The following is a 25,721-nucleotide window of genomic DNA, read 5'->3' as shown; positions in this document are numbered from 1 at the left end:
GTGTCCCACAACTCAATTTGTCCCTGTTCGTCACCCGACGCCAAGGTTCGACCGTCGGGACTGAACGCCAGCGAATTAAACGGCGTGTCTGAGGACGCAATCGTCCGCCGAACCCCGGATCCGATGTCCCACAGCTGAATGTGCACCACATCTCCGCTCGGTGGGTTGGAGATCGCACAAGCCAGGGCGAGCATCCGCGCGTCCGCGCTGACCTCGACAACGATTGGGGAGTTCCCCAGACACACGAACGGAGACCCGAAACGTTGAGCCTCGCCCGTTGCAACCTGCCACACGGTGACAGCTCCGTCGGGTCCGACGATCGCGAGGCTCTCTCCGTCGGGACTAAAGGCGAGCGGGTTGTATCCGGGATGCGCGGCCTTCACCGTTGGCTGGTAGGGCAATGGCTGACCTGATGTCGTCTGAATCGCCACACTGCCGTCAGGATGAACGAGCGCCACGGTGCGGGCGTCCGGGGAAAGCACGCCGACGTCAGCGGGTTGGATCTGTATCGGTAAACGTTTGCCGAGCGGTGGCTGAGCAGGCTGGGTCCCAGGGGAGAACGCGATATCAACGCTGAAGAGCCCCAGGACGTCGTGTGCGGCTGAGTCGGCTGCGATCAGCGTCTTCCCGTCGGAGCTGAATTGCACCAAACGCGGCGTTGGCGCCGCCGCAGCAAGAGGATCGCCGAGGAGCCCGGTTTCTACGTTGAACAGTCTGAATGTCAGATCGACATCATTTGATACCGCCATGATCTGGGAGTCAGGGGAGATGCCCACAATCTGTTGGTTCTCGTCCAAGGGGACTCCTCGGGGTCGTCCCTGCCTGGTCGCCAGGTCCCACACGATGATCGGTGTGTCAAGGCTTCTTGACGCGACCGAGGTCAGCGTTTTGCCGTCTGAGCTGAACTCGAGACGGACAAAGTCGAGGCTCCCGAGTTTGTCACGATGATGACCACGCAGCGGGGGCCCCAATTGCTGGCCGGTGTGAGCATCGAACAGAGTGATCGTGCCCACAAGAAAACAGTGCCGCGGGCGTGACGGCCTCCGCTCGCACGTCGAACTGGCTGCGGCGAGAATCGACGCGTCGGGGCTGATGGCCACCAGCTGCACGCCTGACTCGGAGTCGCTATGGAGCACCGGGGTAAGGGGTCGGCCTGTGGAGACATCCCAGAGCTGCACATCCCCGTAGCCGTTGGCCCCGCCACCGCCGGTGGCCAGGATGGTGTTGTCGCGGCTGAATGCCAACGCGGTGACATAGTTCGCCGGCTCCGTCATCGGAACCAGCTGGCTTGGGAGAAGTTGCCCCAAAGGCAGACTCCAAATCCGTACGGCACCGTTCTGCTCATAGCCGAGCAAGGTGCCGTCGGGGCTGAATGCGATCGAGCGAGGCGTGGTTGGCGCGGGCGGCTGGCGGTCAAGCGGTTGGGCTGTATCAAGGTCGAAGAGTTTGACTCCCGCATCCCTGCTCGCAGCGGCCAAGACTTGGGACCTTCGGGAACTCGCCAGTGGCTCAAACGCGGGTAGGAACGCACGCAGCGCGGGTTGCGCGAGCAACCCGTCGAGCAGACTGCTCCGCGACTGCGCGTTCACTTCAGCTCGATTGGCCTCTACGCCCAACAGAAGCGCAACGTCGAGGTCTCCGGCGTTGAGGGCGTTGAGAGCGTTCGCGGCCAACCCTCGAGACAGGGCGGCTGCGCGTTGACGCTCCGCCTCTGCTCGCTGTAGGTCTGCCTCCTGCCGTCGCTGCTCGGCAAGGAGCGCGCTGACATTGGCGGCTCGCGCCGCTTGCGTTGCGCGATCTGCGGACTCAACGGCATCCTTGGCCGCGGCATCGGCCCGCCGGGCCTCGCCAAGGGCGCGAGCGGCCTCGCGGGCTCGGTTCCTTTCGGCCTCGCGCGCGTTGTCGGCCTCAACCTGAGCGCTCGCGTTGGCTGCCTGGGCGCTGAGGTTGGCGGTCTGAGCGAGATCGCGTTGGCGCGCGGCATTGAAGGCTTCGAGCTGAGCACGGTCGCCAGCCTGGCGGGCCTGCTCGGCGGCGGACGCCTGGGCGTCCTTGGCCCGGCGCTCCTGACCAGCGGCGACCGTGGCACGGTATGCAGCGAGTCGCGCGCGTCCCGCGGCCGCGTTTGCCTTGTGGGCGTTGCCGATCGCGAAGACCGAGGCCAACACTGCGGCCAGCGCAAACAGCAACAGGCTGAGCACGCCCGTGCGCGCCAGAGCGATGGCGCGACGGTGGCGCCGCACGTCCTCAGACTCCAGCTCCTCCTTGGCCACGCCGTGCATGGGCGCGGCCAGGTCGGCCACGGCCTCGCGGAACTTCGAGTGGCGCAGGTCCAGCTCGGTCTCGTCGCGCGCCCAGCGCATGTCGAGGTGACGGGGCTCGTCGGTGAAGTGACCGGCCAGAGCGGGCGGCAACGCGGTGGAGGCCGCGGGATCGTAGTCGCCGCGGGCGTTGTTCCACGCCAGGGTGCCGTCTGTGAGCACGGGCAGGATGTGATCGGGGTTCTTGGTCGCGCACCAGTGCTCGATCTCGCGGTTCACCCAGGGTGAGGCGGCCGCCGCGGGGGAGGCCATGAGCACGAAGTAAGAAGAGTCGTTCAGGGCAGTGACGATGGAGGCCCACAGGTGGGGATTGACGCTCAGGCCGGTGTCGTCACGGAAGACCCGCAGCGCCCGCACCCGGTACCAGGGACGGGCGAGGCGCTGGAGGCCGGTCTGCACGGCCGGGGCCAACCGCCCATCGGCCGCGTGCGAATAGGAAACGAACGCGTCGTAGGCCATTGACGCCTCCCCACCCTTGAAGTCGGCGCAATCCTTGTCGGTAGACGTCGGCGTTGCCAAGGGTCGCCGATGTGACCCCCGGGCATCGCTGGCCGATTTTGAGGCCGTTCGCCTGCCTTGCACTGCGCCTGGAGGGCGATGTGCGCCCGCCTGTGATCGGTTCCGAACGCGACCGTGGCATGTTGAGTGGACGGGATCTCCGAGGACACGAGGAATGCCAAGGGCGCGTCGACATCGAGCCGGGTGGAACAGACTGCCGGCTGCGCTGGGCGCCTTGGCGTTGGTCGGTCTGGCTTGTAGCGGTGGCGGCCGCACGTCGCAGCTCAAACCAGTGGTCGACCAGGGAATCCACAAGATCCGCCACGTGGTGGTGATCATGCAGGAGAACCGCTCGTTCGACTCCTACTTCGGCACGTTTCCGGGAGCCGAAGGCATCCCCATGCGCGACGGGGCACCGAGCGTGTGCGTGCCGGATCCCAAGAAGGGAATGTGCGAGCGACCGTTCCCGGACCACGCCGACGTGAACGGCGGCGGGCCCCACAGCCTGGCCAACGCCGTCGCCGACATCGACGGCGGCAGGATGGACGGCTTCGTCGCCCAGGCCCAGGCGGGACTGCTCGGCTGCCTCGACGCCACCAACCCGGCCTGCACCAACTCGGAAGTCCCCGACGTGTTGGGCTACCACACCGGCTCGGACCTGCCCAACTACTGGAGCTACGCACACGACTACGTGCTCCAGGACCACATGTTCGAGCCCAACGCCTCCTGGAGCCTGCCGGAGCATCTGTTCCAGGTGTCGGAGTGGTCGGCTTACTGCACCCGACACGACGACCCGACCAGCTGCACCAACGCCGTGCAGGCGCCGGGCCTGCCCCCGGACTTCATGCTCCTTCCTCGTGAGAGTCCGGCCAGGAACGAACCGATCTACGCGTGGACCGACCTCACCTACCTGCTGCACAAGCAGCGCGTCCCCTGGGGCTACTACGTGGTGGCGGGGACGCAACCGGACTGCCAGGACGACGCCGCCCTTTCCTGTGCGCCCGTGCGGCAGAACGCGAAAACGCCCGGCATCTGGAACCCGCTGCCCTACTTCGACACCGTCAGGGACGACGGCGAGCTCGGCAACATCCAGTCGGTCGACCGGTTCTACGCCGCTGCCGACCAGGGGACACTGCCCGCGGTCTCTTGGGTGGTGCCCTCGGGCGCGTTGAGCGAGCACCCTTCGGCGCCCGTGAGCTTCGGACAGTCCTATGTCACGAGCCTGATCAACGCGGTGATGCGCGGTCCGGAGTGGGATTCGACCGCCGTGTTCCTCGCCTGGGACGACTGGGGCGGCTTCTACGATCACGTCGTTCCGCCTCGGGTGGACGCGAACGGCTACGGCCTCCGTGTACCAGGCATCGTGATCAGCCCCTACGCCAAGCACGGCTACGTCGACCACCAGACGTTGAGCTTCGATGCCTATGTCAAGTTCATCGAGGATGACTTCCTGGGTGGCCAGCGCCTCGATCCGCGCACCGACGGGCGGCCGGATCCCCGACCCGGCGTGCGCGAGAACGCCACGGTGCTGGGCGACCTGCGCGCCGATTTCGACTTCAGCCAGAGACCCCGCCGACCGCAGCCACTGCCGGTCCACCCGCAGACGACGCTCACGGGCACACCGCATGTCCCTTGAGGGGGGACCGACTCGAGCCCGGCCGTCGATGTCGTCACCGCAAGGGGATCACGATCACCGACGCGGGCACGGACAGATTGAGCATCCGCTCGAGAATGGGGCGGAGGTCGTCCGGCACTTGGGGATGCGTCGCCAGACGGAACAGGTTTGTGTCGAGCAGCGCGAACAACTTGGCGTTTCTTCGCGCCTTGAGGGCCCTGGCGACCTCATCGTGGAGGCGCGACAGCTCGAGTTTGTCCTCGCGTGGTGAGTCGTAGTGAGCGAGCTCGACGGCTCCCGGCGTCGCTTTCAAACTTGCAATGACGTCTTTTCCCGTCACGTAGGCGACGACGGCGGTGGCCTGGGACTGAGCGAGGACGCCGTGGGGACGGGCCATGACCGAGTTGGTGGGATCCATGCCGGCGGTCAGGCCGGCTCGCTCCAACTCCAGCAGCAGGCTGAACCCTGCGCCCACGTCTGCGAACGAATCCTCCCAGGAGATGTAGTACCGACCGTCTCGTGGCAGCTTGCGGAGGACGGTCGGCATCATCGCACTCAGACTTCGCGACACGCCCGGGTGCGGAACGTGCGCGCGGGTGGCATCGATGGTCGACGCAGACGCGGCCAGCAACGCCACCGCAACGCAGGCGGTCGTCGCGATCCTGGCCGCGAGCATCATCGGCGACGTGCGGCCCTGCTCGTGCCCACGACCGCTCCAGTACCGCGTCGCGCCGACGGCCGCCGTGTAGCCGACGGCGATCACGACCAGCACCGTCGTGCCCCATAGCCACAACACGAGGTAATCCAACAGACGCCCGAGGATCCGGCTGATCGACAACAGCCCGAGCAACAACGCCGAGGCCACGACCGTGTGCAGCGCGAGCAGGGCCCGGTGCCGCCACCGCCAGCTGGCCGCGACCGCCGCAACCCAGGCGATGAGCAGCAACGCTCCGGGCCATGGCGCACCGTCCAGCCGCTGATGTCCGGTCAGCAGCGTGGTGACGTCGAGGTGCGCCCACCATGCGGACAGCGCTTGGCTCATGCCCACCGCTTTGATGCCCGGGTGGGAGAAGTGGTCCCACAAAACCGAGAGGTTCCCCGGCTTGTTGATCACCTCGTCGATCAGCACCGGCAACCAGAGCAGAACCAGCAGCGCACCGGACCAGCGCGCCCACCGGGCAAGGTCCTGTGGTGGGACGCCATCATCACGGCGCCGCCGGCGCGCCTCGACGAGCACCCAGACGGTTGTGGCCATGCCGATGCCGGCGACCAGACCGAGATAGGAGATGTGCGTCTGCACACAGAAGACGCCGGTCCCGACCATGACGGGCAGCAACGGGAAGTCGCCGCACAGCACCGACCACGCGGCCAAGAGGAATACAAACCACCACAGCATCGACGACCAGGGAAGCCACGGCACTGTGAGGCGTTGGGCGCCGTAGGCGTGGACGAGCACCGCGAGCATCGCCGTGACGCCCAGTGCGAGCGGCCAGCCGCCGCGGCGGACCGCGATCCAGACGGCCGTGCCCACCGCAGCAACGTTCAATGCCGCATTCGACGCCAAGAGTGCCCAGGACGAGCTCCCGAGCAGCCGGTAGATCGGCGCGAGCGCGTAGAAGCCCATGGGCCCCGGGTGGCTGCCGATCACGCCCAACCCGTCGAGTCGTCCCGGCAGCCCGATGAGCGGTGAGTGCCTGGTGCCGACGTCGCGGACGCGCATTTCGATCTGCGCCCAGTCGAAGATCGGGTACCACCGCGGCGATCGCATCACGACGAGGGCGGTGATCACGGGCACTGCGACAACCGCGAAAACCAGCGCCGCAACGGCTAGCGCACTGCGCCGCGCAGCAGGCTGCACCGCGGCCGTACGCGCCGCGGTGCTCCGGCCCGATGGCTTCGATGGTCCCCGCTTCTTGGCCCCGAGCGGCTTCGCCCCCGATCGCCTGGCCGCCGGCTTCTTCACTCCTGGTCCCGCCCGCTTCTGCGCCATCGTCACGAAGTCTCCCACCCAACGCCCCGCCGCTCAGGCCGGCTGCACCACTCGTGGGCTTCCGGTTCTCGCCGGAGGCGATCGTCCTCGCGATGCGCTGGTATCTGCGGTTCGGGCTGTCCAACGTCTCATCTCGGCGCGATACGCGGGCTGGGCTACGTGCGGCATACGAACGATTACGGTCCGCCAGGTGCCTACCGACCCAGGAAGGGAGCAAGCTATGAGACCGCTCCGATACTCGATCAACGTCACCCTCGACGGCTGCTGCGATCACCAAGTGGGGATCCCGGACGAGGAGTTGCATCGCTATTGGGCCGCCCAGCTGGAACGAGCCGATGCCCTTCTCTTTGGCCGGGTGACCTACGAGATGATGGAGGCAGCGTGGCGGCAGACGGCGACGGGAACGTGGCCTGACTGGATGGCTGATTGGATGATCCCCTTCGCCCGGACGATCGACAGCGCAAAGAAGTACGTCGTGTCGGGCACCCTGGACCACGTCGATTGGAACGCGGAGCTCGTGCAGGGTGACCTGGGGAAAGCCGTTCAGCAGCTGAAGCGGGAGCCTGGCAGAGGCCTGTCCGTGGCAGGCGTGACCCTCCCGCTGGCCTTAGCGGACCTGAGATTGATCGATGAGTACGAGTTTGTCGTGCATCCGATCTTGGCCGGCCACGGGCCGACGTTGCTCGCCGGCCTGCGCGAGCAGCTCGAGTTGAACCTCGTGGGGCGCCAGGAGTTCCGGTCGGGGGCGGTGGCTCTGCGTTACCAGCCCAGTCGAGTCACGGCTTGACGAGCCGTCCTTGCGCGTTGCGAAGAGCGACACGATCGCGGCGAGCGTGAGATCGCGCTCCAGAACGCGTGATCGAGGGCACGTACATAACGACGGAGCGCCAAGCCCGACCAGGGGCGCCCGAACCGGTGCACTCTCAGGGGGTCATCGCAACGCCTTGTCGAGTGCCTCGGATGGTGTCATCCAGCCGAGGGTTGTCGAGGTCGACCGTTGAGCTCGGCGGCAACTGCGTCGAGATCGGCCTGGGAATGCAGTGCGAGGTCACTGCGCTTCGGGATGTACTGACGTAGCAGTCCGTTGGTGTTCTCATTGCTACCGCGCTGCCATGGACTTCTCGGGTCACAGAAGTAGACCGCCACACCGGTGTCGACACCGAAGCGCGCATGGTCAGCCATCTCTTTGCCTTGGTCCCAGGTGAGTGAGCGACGGAGCTGGTCGGGCAACGCGGTGATCCGCTGGCCAATCGCGTCGGCGACGACGTCGGCGCGAACTTCCACCACCTCGAATTGCATCTGGACGGGAGGGCTCGAACCTCCAACCCCCGGCTCCCGGAGCCGGTGCGCTTCCGTTGCGCCCCGTCCAACTGATTTGCGTTGCAGTACTGACGGTCGGATTCGAACCGACACTGACGGCGGTCTGAGCGCCGTGCCTCTCCCAGTTGGGCTACGTCAGCGTGTTTGCGTGTGCGTGGACCAGGCGGGAGTCGAACCCGCAGCCGTCTCCTTGCAAGGGAGCCGTCGCTTCCGTTCGCAACTGGCCCATGAGTCGCGGGAGCGGGAATCGAACCCGCGTGCAAGGCGTATGAGACCTCGCTGATCCCAGATCCCCCGCAGTGCGATACCTCCAGCCGCCTGCGTGTCGTGCAGGTGCGCTACCGCTTGCGCCACGCGTCGACGTTGTGGTCCCAGGAGCGCTCGAATCTCCTCCTGCCGGACTTCAACCGGCCGCTCCACCGTCAGAGCTTCAGGACCGTGGGCCTGCTCGAGAACCGAGCGATCGAAGGCGCACGCCCTTGCGGGTATTCACGTGACAGGTGAAGGAACCCTCGTTCTTCGCATCGAGCAGACAGAGTGGGCGAAGGGAGTTGAACCCTCGCCTTCGGTGTGGGGAACCGACGTGCTGTCCGTTGACACCACGCCCACTGGGTTGCGATGGCCGCCCTGCGTCAGTCCCCTGCGGGAGCTGACCCGCGACGGCCGTCGCGAGGTTCAGGTCCCCTTGTAGTTGAGAACCTGGTGCAGCGTGTGGCGGATCTCGACGAGGTCGGCTTGGTCGGCCATGACCTGATCGATGTCCTTGTAGGCCGAGGGGATCTCGTCCACCAGTGCGCCGGCCCGCTTGTCGAGCCAGACCTTGCCGGCCATCTGCTCGGCGAGGTCTGCGGTGGTGAACAGCTTCTTGGCCCGAGTACGGCTGTGCCGGCGACCGGCGCCGTGGCTGCACGACATCCAGCTGGCCTCGTTACCCTTGCCCGCCACGATGTAGCTGCGCGTGCCCATCGAGCCGGGGATGACACCGAGGTCACCGGTGTCCGCCTTGATCGCACCCTTGCGGGTGATCCACAGCTCGGCGCCGTTATGGACCTCGCGCTGGGTGAAGTTGTGATGGCAGTTGATGCGCTGCGTCTCCCGGCCGTGGCCGATGAACGCAAACACCTCGCGCATCGCGTTGTCCATCATCTGATCGCGATTCGCACGGGCATAGTCCTGGGCCCACAGCATGTCGCCGATGTAGGCCTGGAACTCGGGCGTGCCCTCCATGAAGTACGCCAGGTCAGGATCCTCCAGACGCAGCTGCAGGTCCTTGGCGAGCCGACGTGCCTTCGCGATGTGCATCTGCGCGAGCTGGTTGCCGATGCCCCGGCTGCCCGAGTGCAGCACCACCCACACCCGGTCCCGCTCGTCGATGCACAGCTCGAAGAAGTGGTTGCCGGAGCCGAGGGTGCCGAACTGCTTGGTCACCTTCACCGCCTGCTTGTCGGCCAGCTCGGTCGCCGGCTTGTGCTGCGCCAGCCACTCGTCGGCGTTGCGAGCCGCCACGTCGTGGCCCTGGCCGACACCAGCGGGGATTGCCCTGCCGATGCGGCCAAGCAACGGCTCGAGCGCATCGGGCAGCTGGTCCTCGATGACGTTGAGCTCGGCGGCGACCATGCCGCAACCGATGTCGACACCGACCGCGGCGGGGATCACGGCGCCCTTGGTCGGGATCACCGAGCCGACCGTTGCGCCGATACCGATGTGTGCGTCGGGCATGAGAGCGACATGGCCCTCCACGATCGGGAGGCGAGCGGCCTTCTCAGCCTGGCGGATGGTCCCCGGGTCGATGTCGCTCGCCCAGGAGATGAGCTTGTCGTTCACGTTGGTGGGCATGTCACCTCCTCCTTGCTCTTGTTGGTGTGGTGTGGTCGGCGGGAGTCGAACCCGCATCACAAGCATGGCGTGCTCGCATCCTCGCCGTTGGACGACGACCACGTGGTCTGCGATCCGTGAACCGCCTGGAACGAGGCGTGCCGGCTGATGCCGGTCTGCAGCCGCGTGCCTCGCTCCTCGGCCACCGGGCGATGCGCTGCCACAGGAGGACTCGAACCCCCACAGTCGGAGTAACAATCCGACGTCCTTCCGGTTAGACGATCTGGCATCGACCGGCTGGTCTCGCCTGCGCTTCGCTGGCTCGCTCGCCGGTTCGTACCGCGACGGGGAGTCGAACCCCGGCTTCCGGGTTGAGGGCCCGGCGTCGTGTCCGTTGGACTACCGCGGCATGGAGGAAGCGGTGGGACTCGCGCCCACAAAGCCCTCGCGACCCCTACCTGTTTTCGGGACAGGCTCCTCATTTGGCCGGATCCCTTCCGTGATGGGGCCCTCGGTGGGAGTAGCACCCACGGCCTCGTCCGTACCGGGGACGCGCTCTGGCTCGCTGAGCTACAAGGGCCTGATCTATGACATCACGCCTCGCCGGCACGACTCGAACGTGCGACCCCGCCTTCGGAGGGCGGTGCTCTCGTCCACTGAGCTACGGCGAGCTGAGCGCCGACGGCAGGGGTCGAACCCGCACTCTCCGGTTTCGTAGACCGGTACCTTCTCCATTCGGCCACGTCGACATGGCGCCACCGACGGGACTTGAACCCGTGACCTTCTGCTCGACAGGCAGCTGCTCTAGCCGGCTGAGCTACGGCGGCGTGGTGCGCGCCCTGGGCCTCGAACCCAGTCTTGTCCGGGGTAAGAGCCCGGTGCCCTACCGGTCAGGCGTGACGCGCGCGGTGGGCCGGAGGGAATCGAACCCCCTGTGTCGGAAGACGGCTGGTCTACAGCCAGCTGCGCCCCATGGCGCGACCGACCCATGTCGAAGCCAGGTGGCGCTGGCCTCGACGACGATGTCTCTGCAGTTGTCAAGGTGCTGGTGTCCGACTGATAGCCAGGCGCGTTGAAGCAGGCTCGGAAGGAGTCGAACCTCCGGCCGTCGGTTTTGGAGACCGCGACACCACCGTGACTCAAGCCCAAGTGAGATCGCGGCATGACGTTGTGCGCGGCTACGGGCGGAGCGCCGGCGAGATCGGCGAGAAGTGCTGCGTCTTACCAGCGCACGACAGGCCTGCCGGCATCGGCAGAGTCCCGTCGTCCCGGCTTCATCTCATGATCGAGATATGTGCCGGGCGAGCACGCGGACGCGCCGAAGCTCGACAGGGCCTGACCCTGGACCGTTCGTTCGGCGGTGAAGATGCGTGCCATAGGAACGATGATGATCGGCTCTTCGCCGCTCCGTGTCAACCGCTTATCGCGGTGGGGGGACGCGCTGCTGCTGAGTCCGGCCGAAACAGTCAGATGAGCTCGGCCTCGAGCGCCCTTGCGCGGCGGGAAGTGTTCAAGCTTCGTCACGTCATGACAGAGCGATGTTACGGAGATGGGTCGATCTATCGGCGGTCGGTCGACGGCCGATGGTACGGCGCCCTCGGAGTGGGCCGTGAGGGACTCGACCCCCGCCCCTTGCGCGTCATCTATGTGAAGCGCAGTCCAGCATGTATCCGTGGACATCCCGAACACTTCCGCGTACCAGGCCGCGCTGCGTTCGGGATCGCAAACAGAGAGGTTCACCTCGATGCGACCGGTGATGGCAGGCACACTGGCAGTCTTTCAGCGCAGTCACGACGGTGCCCCGGTTGACGCGTCCAGTGCCCCCACGCGCCGGCTACGTGAGGCACCGGGGTGCATCGATTGATCCGCCAACCTGGAGTGCCCGGGTCGTTCACGATCGAGGTGGTCGATCCGAGCAGCGCCGGACTGTTCGCGCTGAATCGAAAATTCGGAGCGTCGGACCCGACCCTGAGGGATCATCCCGCAGTGACCTCCTTGACCTGCTATCTGACGACGTCGTGCTGACGTCGCGCCTCGAGGTTCGTCTCCCGAGAGGATCAGACCGGGCTCGGTTCGTGGAGCTCTTCTGCGATGCAGACTTCATGGTCTTCTCGGCGGGCGTGCTCACGACAGACACGGCGCACGACCGTTTCGACGAGATGCTCGCGAGAGGCGCAGAGCTTTCCTTCGCGAAGCAGCCCGTGATCGAGCGGTCGACGGGAATCATCGTCGGCTACGCCGGTGTGAACTGGTTCGACTTCGAGGGTCGTCGACGTCTCGAGTTCGGCTACCGGCTCGTCCCCGAAGCGCGCGGCATGGGCTACGCCACCGAGGCCAGCCGAGCAGTGCTCGCCAAAGCGGCGGACGACTTCCGCGGCGAGATCCTGATGATGATCGATCCAACCAACCATGCGTCGCAGAACGTTGCGCGCAAGCTCGAATTCACCTTCTGGAAGCAGGCGATCGTGGATGGCTACCTCGACAACATCTACCGGCGGCATATCGACTCGGCAGTGCCGTGGCACCCGAGCAACGATCACCTCCCCTGTCCCCAAACCCCGGCTGACGGCGATTCGCGATGAGGGGACGCTGGGCTGCGCCCTGCGATGACCTCGACGAGAAGGAAATGGATAGATCGGTCGACACCCGCGCCGTACGGTTTGGTGCATGCGCCGTTCGCCCGCCCCCAATGACCTTGACGGTTGGGTGAGCCAGCTGGGGATCTCGTCCTGTCGTCAGCGGGCGAAAGCTCACCTCCTGATGTCCGGACCTCCCGCGTTGCCTGCGCTCCGCCGCGGTCTCCGGCATCCAAAGGCGATCGTGAGGCAGCAGTGCGTGAGGATCTTCGACCAGCTTGTGGACGAGGCCTCACTCCCTGACCTGGTCGTTGCGCTCGACGACGAGGATCCAGGAGTCTGCGCTCGGGCGCTTCACGCGCTGGCGTGCGATCGCTGCAAACAGGATGCATGCCGTCCCGGTGAGGAGCTCTGGGTGCCGAGAGCGCTGGACTTCCTCCGGAACCACCCCAACCCAGACATCCGCGCCGCGGCCATCGATGCCCTAGGCAAGGTGGTGAGAAACCGGCCGGATGTCGTCGCTGCCCTCATCACCGCATCCGAAACCGAACGCAACATCGGTCTTCGGAGCATGGCGCGGCGGCGCGCTCTCGCCTGATCAAGAGCCCTTCAGCTCGGTCTGTCCCGGACCGCCGGGCGGTGACGCTCGGGATCGTGCCCGATCGGCATGGTCAATACCGGGCCCAGCTGCGAACGAGCTTCCAAGTGCCACGTAGGACGCGCCCGCCCGCAAGTGCACCGCTCCTGACGCGGCGGCCGCGCCACCGACCCTTGTCGTCGACGGCCTCGCTGTCGAACCGCTCGTCCCGCAACCGGCGGCAACGACGAGCAACACCACGGCGCCACACGCCGCCACGACGCCTCTCGATCGCCGGCACACGGTCTGCGTCACCCACGCCATCCCCACCCGAGGGTACAACGCGGCCGTCGGGCCAAAGGGTCGCGTCAATCGCCCCGTTGTCGATCTGCGCAGGGTTGGGCCAAGGTTCGCACCGAACTGCCAATCCGCGCTCGCGGATCAGCCGCGACGACCATGACTTCATCATCTTCCTGACCGAGCGAGCGACAACAAATGACGAGCCGCGGTGCGTCCTCTACTTCGAGGTGGCAGACGTCGACATCGAGCACGAGCGGCTCATCGACAGCGACGTCGAGGTGGTCCACGCGCCGCGCGAGAACCCTTGGGGTTACGGGCCGGAGTTTGTGACCCAGACGGCCATGCCATCCGGCTATGGGACTCGCGGAGCGTGAAGTAGCGCATTGCCGCCGCTCGGCGCTGGTGATTGGCGTTCGCTAACCCATGAGAATTGCCGACGGGCACACGATCGGGCCCTCGACTTCTTCCTCGGGAAGAGGTAGCTCTGCGGAGCCTGCACCCGTGAACGGCCGAGGACGTCGAGGATACCGGGAACCCGCACTGCCGCCACGGCCTCGATGAAGCAGGAGACCGTGGACCGGATCCGGTACGGCATCAAGAGCCGCCTGCACTACCGGCGCTTCGCAGAACCGCTCCCACGTGAACTCGTCTGGCAACTCGATCTCGAGGACGGCTCCCCAGCCGTGGTAGTGCCAGTTCCAGTCGGTGGCTCCTTCGAGTTGCGCGGCGTAGAGGAGAGAGTCGCCGTAGCTCTCGGCCCACGACCGCGCTGAGAACCTCGCATCGAAGACCTCGATCGAGAACCACTCGCCCACGGCGCGAGCCTAGATCCCGTCAGGTCGGAGATGTCGGCGGAATCTCGGCGACGGTGTGTCGTCTGTCGACCACAAGAACCGTCACCATTGCTCACTTCTGGCATTCCGAACGGTGAGAAGCCCGAGTGTCCTCGACGCTCGACCCACGAGGAGCGGAGGCGGGTTGTAGTCACGGGGTTCTTCTTAGGATCGGTTGGGCGTTCGGGCTCGACGGTACGTGAGGCCGCGGCCCAGCCGGACGGCTGGCGTTAGTCGATGGCGGCGCGGGTGAACACTCGGGTCGACAGCGCGAGCACGCCGATGGCGAACATGGCGACGACGAGAAGGCTGAGGGTGGCCATGGCGGTGGTGTTGGTCATGCCCCAGATGTCGTGCAGGCCGTGGCCGTTGTGGTCCACGAGCCCGTAGCGCAACAGCGCCAGCGCGTGGGTGACGGGGAGGAGCTTGGCGATGGCGGTCAGTCCGGCGGGCATGGCGCTGATCGGAAAGAAGCTACCGGCCAGGAACCAAGGCAAAAGCGCGACGGGCGGGGCGGCGCCGACGTACTCCTCCTGTTTCTTGATGCGGGCAGCGAGAATCTCCGCCAGGCCATGCATGAACGTTGCCAGGCCGACGACTGCCGCGGCGGCCCACAGCCAGCCCGCGACGTCCGTGGTGAACGTCGCTCCGCGAGCCAGGGAGGCACCCAACAGCGCGATCACTTGGAACAGGCTCACCGCGAGGGCGACGGTCAGGTTGCCGAGCACCATCAACGAGCGGGGGGCGGGGGCGGCCAGCAGGTCACGTTGAGCGCCGCTATCGCGGTCCACGATCATCCCGATCCCGCCAAGGATGCAGCTGAGCGGAACGAGCAGGCCGATCGTGCCGACGGCAACGAAGCTCTGGTAGTCGATCCCCGAGGTCGCGGGGATGGACTTGGCGAGTGCCGGCGCGAGCACATCGGCGAACAGGATCGGGGTGAGGAGCGGGACGAGGATCTCGCGTGGGGTATGGGCGCTGAGTACGAACCGGCGGCCGGTCAGGGTGGAGAACACCGACCGCCAGGCCGGACGAGTGACAGCGGTGTCGGTCGTGGGTCGGAGGTCGACGGGCGGTGCAGTGATAGTCGTGGTCATCGGGTTCCTTGGGTCACGCGGCGGCCGCGAGCCGGCCGCCTGTCAGGTTGAGGTACACGTCGTCGAGGGAAGGCGGTCTTGTGGTCGTGGCGATCACGGCGGCGCCGAAGTCATCAACGGCGGCGAACACGTCGGCTGCAGGGATGCCGCGCAACGGCAGTGTCAGGGTTGAGCCCAAAGCGAAGGCGCCATCGCCGATCACGGAGCGTTGGCGCAGGAAGGAGAGCAGCGGCTCGCCCGGAGCATCGACGCGCAGTTCGACGATCTCGTGGCCGAGCTCGTCCAGCAGCGCTTGGGGCTTGCCGAGGGCGACGATGCGTCCTTCGTGGACGATGGCGACGCGGTCACAGAGCCGTTCGGCTTCGTCCAGGTAGTGGGTGGTCAGCACGATCGTCATATCGCCCGCGTCGCGCAGCGCGCCGATCACGTCGAGCAGCTCGTGACGGATCCTCGGGTCGAGCCCGACGGTCGGCTCGTCCAAGAACAGGACTCTCGGCCGGGAGACGAGCGACCGGGCGATCTCGAGCCGGCGACGTTGCCCGCCGCTGTAGGTGTCGACCGTGCGTTGCAGCAGATCACCCAACCCGAACCGGGTGGCGACTTCACCGATGCGTGATCCGATCTCGCCGCGGGGGACACCCCATAGGCGGGCGTGGATCTCCAGATTGCGTTCACCGGTGAGCGCGCGGTCCACGACCGGGTCTTGGAACACGACCGCGCTCGCCGCCCGCACACCGATCGGGTCCGTAACGACATCGGACCCCGCGACCCGGGCGGTACCGCTGGTGGGCGACACCGTCGTGGTCAGCATCCCGATCGTCGTCGACTTCCCCGCGCCGTTCGGGCCGAGGAGCCCGAAGACCTCGCCTTGGGCGACTTCAAAGCTCAAGCCCTTCACGGCCTCGACGCCACCGGCGTAGACCTTGGTCAACCCGGTTACTTCGATCGCTGGTCGTCTTCCGTTCGAGCCCGACATCATCAACTCGCTCCGTTCCGTTCGTGCATCGCGGTCGGATGCATCCATGAGTAAGGACGAGATGGCGGCGGCGAACGTGACACGACGGAGCTGTCACATTCCGGCTGCCTACTTCGTCGTATCTCTAGACAAGCGATGCTGGAGGACTGATGACCGACCCACACGACCAGGAGTTCCGCGACGCGTGGCTGGAACACCGTGCATACGTCGTCGATCTCGCCTTCCGGATGCTGGGCAACATCCAAGACGCCGAAGACGTCGTCCAAGATGCGTTCGGTCGCCTGCTAACCAACGATGTGGACAGCATCGACGACGTGCGCGGCTGGCTCGTCGTGGTCGTGAGCCGCTTGTGCCTCGATCAGCTCCGATCGGCGCGTGTTCGCCACGCATCCAACACCGCCAGCGTCGATGACCACTCGGACGGGATGCCCGCACCGGCGATTTCCGATCCGGCCGATCGGGTGACGTTGGACGACAGCATCCGCATGGCCTTGCTCGTCGTGCTGCAACAGCTCACGCCGGCGGAACGCGCCGTATTCGTACTGCACGATCTCTTCCAGTTCTCCTTCGATGCCGTCGGTGAGATCGTCGGGCGCAGTACAGCCGCGTGCCGCCAGCTCGCCAGCCGGGCCCGCAAACGCATCGAAGCCGAGACCGGGCCCGACCGTTTCCAACCCGACGCCCGAGATCAACACCGCGTCGCCCAGCGGTTCATCGCCGCCTGCGCCGGCGGCGATCTCAGTGCCCTGCTCGAACTGCTCGATCCCGACGCTGTCGGCGATGTCGACCTCGGCATCGGCGGCAGAGCGGGCCGAGCGCTGCACGGTCACCTGGTGATCGGCCGCAACCTGCTCAAGTTCTGGGGTCCCGCCCGCGGCCGAACGCTCGTCTCCCAACCGGTCAATGGGTATCCAGGTGTGCTGGCGTTCCAGGACCGCCAACTCGTCGGCATCCTGCAACTCAAGGCGCGTGACGGGATCATCCACGACCTGCACGCCATCGCCGACCCAGCCAAGCTCGCCTTCGTCAGCCTGCAGCTCACCTCCGCCGATCGCGGCGACTGAGGTGAGCGAAAGCCTCAGGAGCTCGCTCGTATCGCCGCGGAGGATCAGGCGCTCGCCATTCGCCGTCGGTCGGCCACACCCGGACCACTCCGTCCGTCTGAGACGGGGCGTCCCATCCCCTACATCGACCAGGTGGCTCTGGACCTCTCTGGGTACAACGCCCACAGGCTCGCCTGGACCGGAGCCGCGACCGAGCACTACGACAAGGACTTCGGCCGCGAGCGTGCGCCCCAAATTACGAGACAACGAGGCGGTAACCGAAGTCGAGCGCGTCGAGCTCGAGGAGGTGGCGGTTGCGTCGGCGCCACGCCCCTGATCGCAGGTCCGCCTCGAGCCGGTCGAGCCCGGGCGCAAGCACCGCTGCGTCCAGCAAGGCAAGAGCGGAGATCGACGCGCGGACCCCCGGATCGAGGTACGCGTGGGGTCGCCGCCAATAGGCGCAGAAGAACCCGTCCGTGCAGTCGAAGGGTACGGGGACAACCTCGACACGCATCGGTTTGATCACTGCGCAAACTTGGGAGGGGCCCGAGAACAACGTCCCGCGGAACTGCGCGTATGGCAGGTAGTCGCGGGTAAGCCAGAAGTTGTCCAGCCACTCGTCGCCTTGATCGAAAGTGAGGATCACTTGCCGTCGCGCGACACGCTCGAGCTCGCGCAGACCCGTGGCCGAGTCCTGCCAGTGATGAACGGTGAACGTCGCGAGCGCAGCATCGAAGCACTGATCGGGGAACGGGAGCGCCTCGGCAACTGCTTGCACTACCGGCGCGGCATCGACGGCCCGCTGATCGATCATGACCGGCGATGGTTCGACCGCGACTACCTGGCGATCGATGGGTTCGTAGGCGCCCGCACCCCCTCCAACGTTCACCACGGTGTAGGCGTCACCGAGCGCACGTTCGATCTGTCGCGTGATGCGAGGATCAGGCACGCGGTGGCGTGCGTAGACCTGCCCGACCGTATCGTAGCGATGGGCCACCAAAGGAGTATTGCCCGAGGTCGCAAGACATGGCACTCCAAGGAGGCCGCGAGATCCGACCACGAGGGCGAGGCTCGACATCGGTTCTTGTCCAGGGATGGGCTCTCGTCGTCCTAGTGATCGGCGCACAGGCCGGTCACGCGATCAGGTCTCGCCGGAGGCACGCGGGTTCGCGCCTCGGCGACTGAGGAGACCGTCGACTCGCTGATACATCAGCGCCGAGCTGAAGTTCGGGCGCGTCAGTCGCCGATGAACCAGAGGTAGAGATGGACTTCGTCGCGGCAGTGCTCCGCCATCACGCGAAGGCGGTCAAGCCCGCGACGCTCGACTGAAGTCAGGTCGATGTCCGCTCAGCCGGTCAAGGTCGGCCAGCAGGTCGGACATCTGCAACGCGTACAGGTTGCCCGATCAGCGAGCGCCGCGTCCGCCTCGCCCGGAGGAGCGGGCGGGACCACGGTCACCGCGTAATCGACACGCTCGGCCCGCAGGCCTCGCATCTTCTTGCGGCTGCTGCTCTTGCCCGCCACCGCTCCATAGTGCCCGATGCGGCGCGACCTAGCGGCAGCTCGGTACTCCGTCGGGGTGTGCGCGTACCGCCGCGTGCTCGCATCGCGCGATGAGCCAGAACCGTCGATCTGCGCTGGCGGCTACCCGAGTACCCCGACGAGGTGGATGTCGTTGGGTTCGTGTTCGAACAGCGCGGGGTGCACGGGATCGGCTAATCAGCATCCGCGGGAGAGGTAGAAACCGACGGCCGACGCTGTGGGCGTCGCGGAAACGTATAGGTGAAGCGCGCTGCTCTCTCGCGCGAGGTGGCCCGCCGCATCCCACAACGCGGAGGCAACGCCGTGGCGTCGATCGGCACGGTTGACATCCAAGTACGCGAACCACGCCAGCGGCGGCTCGAAGGATGGTGCCACGACGGCTACGCCGGCGACGCGCTCGCCGTTGAAGGCGCCGAGCACGACGCCAGCATGTTCGTCAACGACGGAGGCGCAGAACTGCACCCTCGCGGCGACGCTGTGGAACCCGTCACCAACAGGATCGAGCGGTGGGATATCGCTCATCGTGACCGGCCGCTCGACGAGGCGACCCTCGACGACCGCGTACTCGCCATCTACGTGCTCCGAGCGGTCGATGGCACCAACGACCTCTCGTAGGCCTGTGAGCCCGATCCGTCGGATGGAGATCACGCACTCAGGCTGCCAGCTCCCCGACCAGCCTGCTTCGCACCACCCGCCGAGTTCATGATCGGTCGAGGACCTGGCGGCGGCGCGTCCCACGCAGAGCACGCAGACTGTTGGTCGATGGCCGAGATGCCCCAGACCCGTTACGCGAAGAGCGGCGAGGTCCACATCGCCTACCAGGTCTTCGGCGCGGGACCACCGGACGTGGTCTATGTGCCTGGGCTGCTCTCCCATCTCGACCTCACCTGGGAGGATCGGTTGCTGAGCCGGTTCTTTACCCGGCTCGCCTCGTTCAGCCGGGTCATCCTGTTCGACAAGCGAGGGACGGGCCTGTCCGATCGGGACGTGGGCATGCCCACGTTGGAGCAACGCATGGAAGACCTCCACGCAGTCATGGAGGCGGTGGGCTCCGAGCGCGCCGCCATCTTCGGCTACTCCGACGGGGGTGCCATGAGCATCCTCTTCGCCGCCACCTACCCCCGTCAGACCTCGGCCCTAGTGTTGTGCATGACGACCCCAAGTGCTGTGGGCGACATCGACTTTCCCTGCGGCGACGACATCGAGGCCATGAGCGCCGAGCTGGTCCGCCTGGCCGACGAGGCGTGGGGTGAGGGCGCGACACTGCGCTACTTCGGGGCGAGCGTGGCTCACGAGCCCTGGGCGCGCCAGCTCTGGGGCCGCTGGGAGCGTCTCTCGGTCAGCCCGAGCGGGGCCAGGGCGCTGGTCGAGATGGACACCCAGATCGACGTGCGTCCCGTGCTGTCGGCGGTCGCGGCGCCCACCCTCGTGATCCACCGCAGCGACGACCACGCCATCCCGCGGGCCTGCGGGCGCTACCTCGCCGAGCACATCGACGGCGCCCGCTACTGGGAGCAGCCCGGCGAACATCTGCTCGGGCTGGGCGATGCCGATGCGCTTCTCGACGAGGTGGAGGAGTTCCTCACCGGCGTCCGATCGGTTCCTGAGCCCGACCGCATGCTGGCCACCGTCCTGTTCACCGACATCGTGGGCTCCACCGAGCGCGCGACGGCGCTGGGTGACAAGCGTTGGCGAGAGCTGCTCGACGCCCACCACCGCGCGGTCAGGCGCGAGCTTGATCGCTTCCGGGGCCAGGAGATCGACACCGCGGGCGACGGCTTCTTTGCGACCTTTGACGGACCCGGTCGTGCCGTGCGGTGTGCGTGCGCGATTCGAGATTCGGTGAAGGGGTTGGGCCTGGACCTGCGCGCAGGCTTGCACACCGGAGAGATCGAGCTACAGGGCGAGAAGATCGGCGGGATCGCCGTACACATCGGCGCGCGGGTGAGTGCCCTCGCCCGCGCGGGGGAGGTCCTGGTCTCGCGCACTGTCGTCGACTTGGTGGCAGGCTCCCAGATCGAGTTCGCCGACCGCGGTGAGCACGATCTCAAGGGTGTACCCGGGACGTGGCGGCTGTTCGCGGTTCACTGACGACGGACTACGACCCGATTCCGATCTGAACCACTCAACTTCCGGTGTGCGTCTCGAGCGAACGGACGCAAGGGGGCCACCGCGACGGATCGAAGGCACGTGCTGTCTGCCCATCAGGCTGTTTGGTCGCTTCGTCGAGTGCGACGTGCCAGGCCGTCCATGCCCTCCAGCGCCGCCAGCATCCCCTCCAGCCGCCGCAGGTTGCGCCGCTCGGCCGGGGTGTCGGCGGTCAGCTCGCCGCGGCCGACCGCGTCCAGGAGGCGGCGCAGCATCTCGGCGGCCTCGCGCGGGTCGGCTTGACGCATCGTCCGACGCTGGCACACCGCGCTCGACCTATGGGTGACCCGCCAGGCGCCCGGCAACGTCGGCAAAGATACGGCCATGCTGTCGACCAAGCGGTGGGTGATCGCCATCGGTGGTTCGAGGTTTCACGGCACTATGCAATGTGCGCCAACGAGAGCGGTATGTACGACGACCTCCTGGCTTACATCCGGAAGCAGAAACCCCGGTGATGACTCCCCTTTCCGATGGCGCCGTGCGCCGCGCGGGTTCTGCTTGAGCTCGGTCGCCACGAGGAAGCCCGGCGCCTGTTGGGCCAGGCGATCGCGCAGGCCCCGTCAGATCCGGAGCCTAGGTGCCTTCTTGCGGGGTCATATCTCGAGACAGGTGACCCGCAAGAGGCGGTGCCGATCGCGCGGGACGCAATCGGGTGCGCACCAGACAATCCGTGGGCGCACCGACTTCACGCGGTTGCGCTCTCGAATGCCTTCTACGCCGCCGAGGCAGTCCAATCGGCGCAAGGGGCGGTCGCGCTAGCGCCGGCCAACCACGAGAGCTGGTACGTCCTTGCTCAGGTCCAGTTGGCGAGCGGACGCGTTAGGGAGGCCATTGAGGCTGGAAAGTGGATGGCCGAGCTCGCTCCCGCGTCGGCCAGCACACACGATTTACTCGTCCGAATCACTCTTGCACAGCGGCGATGGAACGACGCGGAACTCTCTGCTGCGCGGCTCTCGAGCTGGAGCCGTCGGACTATCGGGCGCTGGTCCACCTCGGGCAAGCGTTTGAGGGTCGCCACAAGCTCCGTGCCGCGCTCCACTGCTACAGCGCAGCGGCGCGCCTGCGGCCCAACGATCGCCTGGCTCGCTCCCGGCTCCACCAAACACTGGCGTCGGTCGTGTTCCTGCGGCTGATGGTGTCCTCACCCGTGCTATTCGTGATCTGGGCGCTTACTACGGACGCTCCCAAGCATCCCGCTCAGGCGCCGGGCCGACTGACGTGGGCCATCGTCTTGCTCGCCGCGCTGGTCACCTTCCATTGGTGGCGGTTACGGCGCTATCCCCAATCCGTTCGTGCCGTGCTGGCGGATCTTCCGCACAGAAGCCGAGGCGTCTGGGGCCGAGTGCGCCGGGGATTCACGGGCTTTCCCGACCGACTGCGCTCGATGCCGCGACGGGCTGAGCGGAACGCCCGAGTCCTCTGGTCGGACCGACGACCGTACGGGAGCGCCGTCCTCCTGACGTTCATCAGCCTCTGCGTCTTGGTGGCCGGTCTCGGGCTCTTCACGAGCACTTGAGACGCCGGGCCGAGCGGTGGCGCACCTCTGACCAGAGCGCCCCACAGACGCCGCCCGGGTCGACGCGGGCCGACCGGCAGATCGGTCGCTCAAAGGGACGCGGTCAGCCGGCCTTGCTCGCGATCGTGACCGTCTCCGACCGGCACTTAGGAGCGAGGCGACGCCATGGTCCTCCGCCGCCGAGACGCGTCCAGCGCTTCATAACAGCGCCTCGCACGCCAGCGATGTTCGGAACTCCGCGAGGATGTGGTCGGTGGGATGGGAGGCACTGGAGCAGTGGGGCGACGATGTCGCTCGTATCGAGCCGCTGACTGGCGGAGTTGGCGTCAACGAGGTGTGGAGCGTGCGCGTCAACGGGCAGCTCGCGGTCGGTCGTCTCGGCCGCCGCAGCGACGCTGATCTCGAGTGGGAGACCGACCTGCTGCGACACCTCGACCGTGAGGGGCTGACGGTGCCGGTGCCGATCCCGACCGCCGAGGGCCGGCACTTCGCCGACGGTCTGTTGGTGATGACCTACGTGGAGGGCGGACCGCCCGAGACCGAGGCCGACTGGCGTCGCGTCGCCGACACGCTCCGCCAGCTGCATCGGTTGACGCAGGGCTGGCCGCAGCGCCCGGGCTGGCGGTCGTCGACCGACCTCCTGCACGCTGAGACCGGGACGAAGATCGACCTCGGCGCGATGCCGGCCGAGGGCGTTGCTCGGTGCCGAGCAGCGTGGGCGCGGCTCACCGCACGTGAGCGGTGCGTCGTCCACGGCGACCCCAACCCGGGCAACATCCGCATGACCGCGGATCGGGTCGCGATGATCGACTGGGACGAGTCGCACGTCGACGTTCCTGACCTCGACCTGGTGCTGCCCCACAACGCCGCCGGTCTCGACGACGACGCGCATGACATCGCCGCGCAAGCGTGGGCCGCATGGGAAGCCGCCGTCTGCTGGGACGACGAGCACGCAGTCAAGCGGCTCGCCGAAGTTCGAGCGTCCTGAGCAGCGGCAGCGAGTCGAGAGATCGCACCTAACGCCGGCTGTGCAACGTCAGATGCCAGCGAGCGAGCATCGCTCGGCGTGTTCTCGCCCGAGGTGTTCCAGGTATCCGGTGCCGCCGCCGAGGGTCTCCTTCTTTGCGTTGTAGGTGATGACCCAAAGTCCGGCGCACCAGGCTGTCTCGTTCGCTCGACTCGACCACTGCGAGGGTCGAGCTCGCGCGTAGGCGTCGAGAAACGAGCCGGTCTGTTCGATGGTTGCCGCGACCGCCGTTGTCCCATTGGACGGGTAGACGATGGCTGCCGCGCCAGCGATGCCAGCTTCGACACGAATCGCCACGCTGTCCCAGTCGTGCACAACGACGGGTGTAGTGCCGTCCCAGTCGAGATTGTGAGCTTCCCAGTCGATGTGTCCAATGACAGCGGGCGACGTCTCCGCCGCGAGCCGCGCACGGATGCGTTGCGCGGTGTCGTCGATCCAGTCGGGGCCCGGATGCCGGTTCAAGTCGAAGTCGAGATCGTCCGGCCACGGCCAGAGGCTCTCGCCGGGGTGGTCCCAGCCGACCCACGGCGGCGCCGGGTTCAGCGCCGGAAAGTCGTTGGCGGGCGGTGCCGAGTCGACGAGCGCGGCGAGCAGTTGCGCCGTTGGTTCTGGCGGCGGTGGCTCCGGAGGCGTGCCGTGAGCCGGCACGTGCGTTTCGGCCGTAGCCATGAGCTCGCCAAATGGTTCGGGGCCGGCGAGCACGTCGGGACACGGGTAGCCCCGCGAGTGGAGGTGTCGCTGGACTTGGACCGACGCTGCGAGCCGTCGCGAAGGGGCTCGGATCTTGATGATGACTTCTCGACCGTCGGCGAGGGCGACGGCCACGACCTCCGACAGGTGCCCCGTCCGGAACAGCTCGCTTGCCGGAGCGGATCCGAGGAACGTCACGCACCACCGCTCTAGCGCGCCTTCCATCCGACCATGCTTCCCGATGGCCGAGACGCGCCACCTAACGCCGTCCCGAAGCGTCCCGTGTCACTGCCCGCCAACGCCGGCTCGACAGCGATACTGGAAGCAACATCGCTGAGTTAGAGGGAGAAGTAGCCGTCACGATCGGGAGCGCAACGTGCATGATGAGCGTCGGATGATCGATCGCGTGACGAAGAGGAGGGCAGATGGCGGAGTCAGACAATGTGGCGTTGATTGGGCGGATCTACGAGGCGTTCGGTCGCGGCGACATCGACTACATCATCGATCAGCTCACCGACGACGTGCGGTGGGTTACCCACCTCGAACCAATCGTGCCCTGGTCAGGTGACTTCTCCGGCAAGACGAACGTGCCGAGGTTCTTCGACGCGATCGCCACGTCGGTGCAGACCACCGCCTTCACCCCGCAGGAGTTCATCGCTCAGGCTGACACGGTGGTGTCGACGAGCGAGTACGGGTGCACTGTCAACGCGACAGGCAAGATCTCCCTGACTCCATGGGTGTTCATCTGGAAGCTGCGTAACGGAAAAGTCACCAGCTACGAACAGTTCCACGACCCCGCTCTCACCGAGGCCTTCCGGTAGCCATCATCGCTGAACTCAGCGCGTAGTCGAGCATCGCCCTGCGCGTCGGGTCTGTCCCACAACTTTCACTCCGCGACGCGTCCGAGACCGCCACAGAACGCCGGGTGCGAGCGGCGCGCATTGGGCCGTTGACGGCAGGATCGTGGGATGGCAGGCGCGGATCGACGTCACCTCGGTCGGGTCTTCGACGAGGTGCCCGAGCTATACGACCGCGTGCGCCCGACGTACCCGGACGAGCTGTTCGCGGACCTCGTCGCCATCACCGGCATGAACGAACGGTCGCGGGTGCTCGAGGTGGGCTGTGGCACCGGCCAGGCGACTCGCTCGCTGGGAGCGCTCGGGTGCTCGGTGACCGCCGTCGAACCCGGCACGGGCATGGCCGCCCTTGCCCGCCAGCGGCTCGCGGCCTTCTTGAACGTGGAGGTCGAAACGTCGTCGTTCGAGGAGTGGAACGACCGCGGTCGGCGATTCGACGTCCTGGTGGCTGCCGCGGCGTGGCACTGGGTCGACCCATCGGTCGGCTGGCAGCGGGCGCACGACGTGCTCCGTCCGGGAGGGTGGATGGCCCTGCTCGGCAACGTCGTCGTCCGCCGGGCGGGCGAGCCCGAGGTATACGCCGAGACCGCCGATCTCCACGAGCTCTTCTCACCCAGCAACCCCGACTGGGGTCATCCGGCACTCGAGGACGAGGTGCGCGCGACCGACGAGGGTTGGGGACCGCCCAACGTCGACCCCGGCTTGTTCGGCCCGACGATCGTGCGCTGGTACCCGACGGTGCAGTGGTTCGATGGGGAAGGCTTCGCCGATCTCCTCCGCACGCAGTCGCCGTACCGAAGGCTCGACCACGATGTGCGTGAGCCGCTGCTCGACGCGATCGCCGAGCGCATCCGCACGGGGATGGGCGATCGGGCACCGCGCCGCTACCTGAGCGTCCTCCGCGTCGGTCAGCGCGCCGACTCACCACCCGAGAATATGGAGCCCGACTCGTAGATATCTCGCGCGACCGCGACGCTCGC

20 protein-coding genes, 12 tRNA genes and 1 pseudogene are annotated in these 25,721 nt (G+C 66.8%); 10 read left to right on the top strand and 23 right to left on the bottom strand.

The annotated features are described in order from the left end of the window. Positions 1–3,158, bottom strand: a 3,158-nt coding sequence (locus E6G06_01490) for a TIR domain-containing protein (protein TML93635.1), incomplete at its 3' end; no start/stop codon positions are given. Here E6G06_01490 and E6G06_01485 point away from each other — a divergent pair. Then, positions 2,995–4,455 carry a phospholipase gene (locus E6G06_01485; GenBank protein ID TML93634.1) on the top strand — a complete coding sequence of 487 codons (1,461 nt, stop codon included), beginning with the start codon at positions 2,995–2,997 and terminating at the stop codon, positions 4,453–4,455. The genes E6G06_01490 and E6G06_01485 overlap by 164 nt on opposite strands. Before the next feature lie 34 nt (positions 4,456–4,489). Here E6G06_01485 and E6G06_01480 read toward each other — a convergent pair whose 3' ends face one another. Beyond that, entirely contained in the window at positions 4,490–6,229 is a 1,740-nt protein-coding gene (locus E6G06_01480; protein ID TML93633.1) for a hypothetical protein, read from the bottom strand. A gap of 415 nt (positions 6,230–6,644) precedes the next feature. On the opposite strand from E6G06_01480, the gene E6G06_01475 reads away from it, so the two are divergent. Beyond that, entirely contained in the window at positions 6,645–7,211 is a 567-nt protein-coding gene (locus E6G06_01475) for a deaminase (protein ID TML93632.1), read from the top strand. A 144-nt stretch (positions 7,212–7,355) separates the two neighbouring features. Here the strand turns inward: E6G06_01475 and E6G06_01470 are convergent. The 14 genes and pseudogenes from E6G06_01470 to E6G06_01405 all read right to left on the bottom strand — a co-directional run bounded on the left by E6G06_01470 (position 7,356) and on the right by E6G06_01405 (position 10,386). Then, positions 7,356–7,654, bottom strand: a pseudogene (locus E6G06_01470) (IS30 family transposase). A gap of 68 nt (positions 7,655–7,722) precedes the next feature. After that, positions 7,723–7,794, bottom strand: a tRNA-Pro gene (locus tag E6G06_01465). A gap of 16 nt (positions 7,795–7,810) precedes the next feature. Continuing rightward, positions 7,811–7,884, bottom strand: a tRNA-Leu gene (locus tag E6G06_01460). Between the two features lie 15 nt (positions 7,885–7,899). Continuing rightward, a tRNA-Ala gene (locus tag E6G06_01455) sits at positions 7,900–7,971 on the bottom strand. 136 nt (positions 7,972–8,107) lie between these two features. Further along, a tRNA-Phe gene (locus E6G06_01450) sits at positions 8,108–8,182 on the bottom strand. Between the two features lie 98 nt (positions 8,183–8,280). Beyond that, positions 8,281–8,353, bottom strand: a tRNA-Gly gene (locus tag E6G06_01445). Between the two features lie 66 nt (positions 8,354–8,419). Beyond that, complete coding sequence (locus E6G06_01440; GenBank protein ID TML93631.1) at positions 8,420–9,580, bottom strand: RtcB family protein; 1,161 nt, start codon at positions 9,578–9,580, stop codon at positions 8,420–8,422. A 27-nt stretch (positions 9,581–9,607) separates the two neighbouring features. Beyond that, positions 9,608–9,682, bottom strand: a tRNA-Gly gene (locus tag E6G06_01435). A 94-nt stretch (positions 9,683–9,776) separates the two neighbouring features. Further along, a tRNA-Asn gene (locus tag E6G06_01430) sits at positions 9,777–9,848 on the bottom strand. 45 nt (positions 9,849–9,893) lie between these two features. Then, positions 9,894–9,968: transfer RNA gene (locus tag E6G06_01425), tRNA-Glu, on the bottom strand. A 94-nt stretch (positions 9,969–10,062) separates the two neighbouring features. Beyond that, positions 10,063–10,139 (bottom strand) — tRNA-Thr (locus E6G06_01420). Between the two features lie 18 nt (positions 10,140–10,157). Then, positions 10,158–10,230: transfer RNA gene (locus E6G06_01415), tRNA-Arg, on the bottom strand. Positions 10,231–10,235: 5 nt separating this feature from the next. Further along, positions 10,236–10,308: transfer RNA gene (locus tag E6G06_01410), tRNA-Arg, on the bottom strand. A gap of 1 nt (position 10,309) precedes the next feature. Further along, positions 10,310–10,386, bottom strand: a tRNA-Asp gene (locus E6G06_01405). Between the two features lie 969 nt (positions 10,387–11,355). Between E6G06_01405 and E6G06_01400 the strand changes: the two genes are divergently transcribed. Both E6G06_01400 and E6G06_01395 read left to right on the top strand, forming a co-directional pair. Continuing rightward, positions 11,356–12,141 carry a GNAT family N-acetyltransferase gene (locus tag E6G06_01400; GenBank protein TML93630.1) on the top strand — a complete coding sequence of 262 codons (786 nt, stop codon included), beginning with the start codon at positions 11,356–11,358 and terminating at the stop codon, positions 12,139–12,141. 85 nt (positions 12,142–12,226) lie between these two features. Continuing rightward, on the top strand, positions 12,227–12,733 hold the full coding sequence (locus E6G06_01395; protein ID TML93629.1) for a HEAT repeat domain-containing protein: 507 nt from the start codon (positions 12,227–12,229) through the stop codon (positions 12,731–12,733). Positions 12,734–13,428: 695 nt separating this feature from the next. Here the strand turns inward: E6G06_01395 and E6G06_01390 are convergent. From E6G06_01390 to E6G06_01380, 3 genes are all read right to left on the bottom strand, one after another. Beyond that, a complete protein-coding gene (locus E6G06_01390; GenBank protein TML93628.1) occupies positions 13,429–13,827 on the bottom strand; it encodes a hypothetical protein in 399 nt (132 codons plus the stop codon). 248 nt (positions 13,828–14,075) lie between these two features. Further along, the gene (locus E6G06_01385; protein ID TML93627.1) at positions 14,076–14,942 is read right to left on the bottom strand and encodes a hypothetical protein; all 867 of its coding nucleotides are present in this window, start codon (positions 14,940–14,942) and stop codon (positions 14,076–14,078) included. A 13-nt stretch (positions 14,943–14,955) separates the two neighbouring features. Further along, complete coding sequence (locus E6G06_01380) at positions 14,956–15,966, bottom strand: ABC transporter ATP-binding protein (GenBank protein ID TML93626.1); 1,011 nt, start codon at positions 15,964–15,966, stop codon at positions 14,956–14,958. A 101-nt stretch (positions 15,967–16,067) separates the two neighbouring features. Between E6G06_01380 and E6G06_01375 the strand changes: the two genes are divergently transcribed. Next, on the top strand, positions 16,068–16,982 hold the full coding sequence (locus E6G06_01375; protein TML93625.1) for a sigma-70 family RNA polymerase sigma factor: 915 nt from the start codon (positions 16,068–16,070) through the stop codon (positions 16,980–16,982). 235 nt (positions 16,983–17,217) lie between these two features. Here the strand turns inward: E6G06_01375 and E6G06_01370 are convergent, their stop codons facing one another. Both E6G06_01370 and E6G06_01365 read right to left on the bottom strand, forming a co-directional pair. Beyond that, complete coding sequence (locus E6G06_01370) at positions 17,218–17,961, bottom strand: class I SAM-dependent methyltransferase (GenBank protein TML93654.1); 744 nt, start codon at positions 17,959–17,961, stop codon at positions 17,218–17,220. 719 nt (positions 17,962–18,680) lie between these two features. Then, positions 18,681–19,379, bottom strand: a complete 699-nt coding sequence (locus E6G06_01365) for a GNAT family N-acetyltransferase (GenBank protein ID TML93624.1) — start codon at positions 19,377–19,379, stop codon at positions 18,681–18,683. Here E6G06_01365 and E6G06_01360 point away from each other — a divergent pair. After that, positions 19,266–20,594 (top strand): adenylate/guanylate cyclase domain-containing protein, encoded by a 1,329-nt coding sequence (locus E6G06_01360; GenBank protein ID TML93623.1) that lies wholly within the window; start codon positions 19,266–19,268, stop codon positions 20,592–20,594. The two genes, E6G06_01365 and E6G06_01360, sit on opposite strands and share 114 nt — an antisense overlap. Positions 20,595–20,707: 113 nt before the next feature. On the opposite strand, the gene E6G06_01355 is transcribed toward E6G06_01360, so the two are convergent. Further along, entirely contained in the window at positions 20,708–21,007 is a 300-nt protein-coding gene (locus tag E6G06_01355; protein TML93622.1) for a hypothetical protein, read from the bottom strand. 114 nt (positions 21,008–21,121) lie between these two features. On the opposite strand from E6G06_01355, the gene E6G06_01350 reads away from it, so the two are divergent. Both E6G06_01350 and E6G06_01345 read left to right on the top strand, forming a co-directional pair. Beyond that, on the top strand, positions 21,122–21,784 hold the full coding sequence (locus E6G06_01350) for a tetratricopeptide repeat protein (protein ID TML93621.1): 663 nt from the start codon (positions 21,122–21,124) through the stop codon (positions 21,782–21,784). Positions 21,785–22,420: 636 nt separating this feature from the next. Then, positions 22,421–23,155, top strand: a complete 735-nt coding sequence (locus tag E6G06_01345) for an aminoglycoside phosphotransferase (protein TML93620.1) — start codon at positions 22,421–22,423, stop codon at positions 23,153–23,155. Between the two features lie 48 nt (positions 23,156–23,203). Here the strand turns inward: E6G06_01345 and E6G06_01340 are convergent, their stop codons facing one another. Then, positions 23,204–24,109, bottom strand: a complete 906-nt coding sequence (locus E6G06_01340) for a hypothetical protein (GenBank protein ID TML93619.1) — start codon at positions 24,107–24,109, stop codon at positions 23,204–23,206. A gap of 200 nt (positions 24,110–24,309) precedes the next feature. Between E6G06_01340 and E6G06_01335 the strand changes: the two genes are divergently transcribed. Further along, positions 24,310–24,705, top strand: a complete 396-nt coding sequence (locus E6G06_01335) for a hypothetical protein (protein TML93618.1) — start codon at positions 24,310–24,312, stop codon at positions 24,703–24,705. A 147-nt stretch (positions 24,706–24,852) separates the two neighbouring features. Further along, positions 24,853–25,695 (top strand): class I SAM-dependent methyltransferase, encoded by an 843-nt coding sequence (locus E6G06_01330; protein ID TML93617.1) that lies wholly within the window; start codon positions 24,853–24,855, stop codon positions 25,693–25,695. Positions 25,696–25,721: the final 26 nt, after the last annotated feature.

The organism is Actinomycetota bacterium (genome assembly GCA_005888325.1).
Lineage (GTDB): Bacteria > Actinomycetota > Acidimicrobiia > Acidimicrobiales > AC-14 > AC-14.
The sequence above is the reverse complement of the archived record's forward strand: the minus strand, read 5'-3'. Positions and strand labels throughout refer to the sequence as shown.

Bases quoted from the DNA above. Each gene is read 5' to 3' on its own strand.
- E6G06_01485 (TML93634.1), top strand. From the start codon at position 2,995: ATGCCAAGGGCGCGTCGACATCGAGCCGGGTGGAACAGACTGCCGGCT.
- E6G06_01475 (TML93632.1), top strand. From the start codon at position 6,645: ATGAGACCGCTCCGATACTCGATCAACGTCACCCTCGACGGCTGCTGC.
- E6G06_01440 (TML93631.1), bottom strand. From the start codon at position 9,580: ATGCCCACCAACGTGAACGACAAGCTCATCTCCTGGGCGAGCGACATC.
- E6G06_01395 (TML93629.1), top strand. From the start codon at position 12,227: ATGCGCCGTTCGCCCGCCCCCAATGACCTTGACGGTTGGGTGAGCCAG.
- E6G06_01385 (TML93627.1), bottom strand. From the start codon at position 14,942: ATGACCACGACTATCACTGCACCGCCCGTCGACCTCCGACCCACGACC.
- E6G06_01380 (TML93626.1), bottom strand. From the start codon at position 15,966: ATGGATGCATCCGACCGCGATGCACGAACGGAACGGAGCGAGTTGATG.
- E6G06_01375 (TML93625.1), top strand. From the start codon at position 16,068: ATGACCGACCCACACGACCAGGAGTTCCGCGACGCGTGGCTGGAACAC.
- E6G06_01360 (TML93623.1), top strand. From the start codon at position 19,266: ATGGCCGAGATGCCCCAGACCCGTTACGCGAAGAGCGGCGAGGTCCAC.
- E6G06_01365 (TML93624.1), bottom strand. From the start codon at position 19,379: ATGGGAGAGCAGCCCAGGCACATAGACCACGTCCGGTGGTCCCGCGCC.
- E6G06_01355 (TML93622.1), bottom strand. From the start codon at position 21,007: ATGGCGATCACCCACCGCTTGGTCGACAGCATGGCCGTATCTTTGCCG.
- E6G06_01350 (TML93621.1), top strand. From the start codon at position 21,122: ATGGCGCCGTGCGCCGCGCGGGTTCTGCTTGAGCTCGGTCGCCACGAG.
- E6G06_01340 (TML93619.1), bottom strand. From the start codon at position 24,109: ATGGAAGGCGCGCTAGAGCGGTGGTGCGTGACGTTCCTCGGATCCGCT.
- E6G06_01335 (TML93618.1), top strand. From the start codon at position 24,310: ATGGCGGAGTCAGACAATGTGGCGTTGATTGGGCGGATCTACGAGGCG.
- E6G06_01330 (TML93617.1), top strand. From the start codon at position 24,853: ATGGCAGGCGCGGATCGACGTCACCTCGGTCGGGTCTTCGACGAGGTG.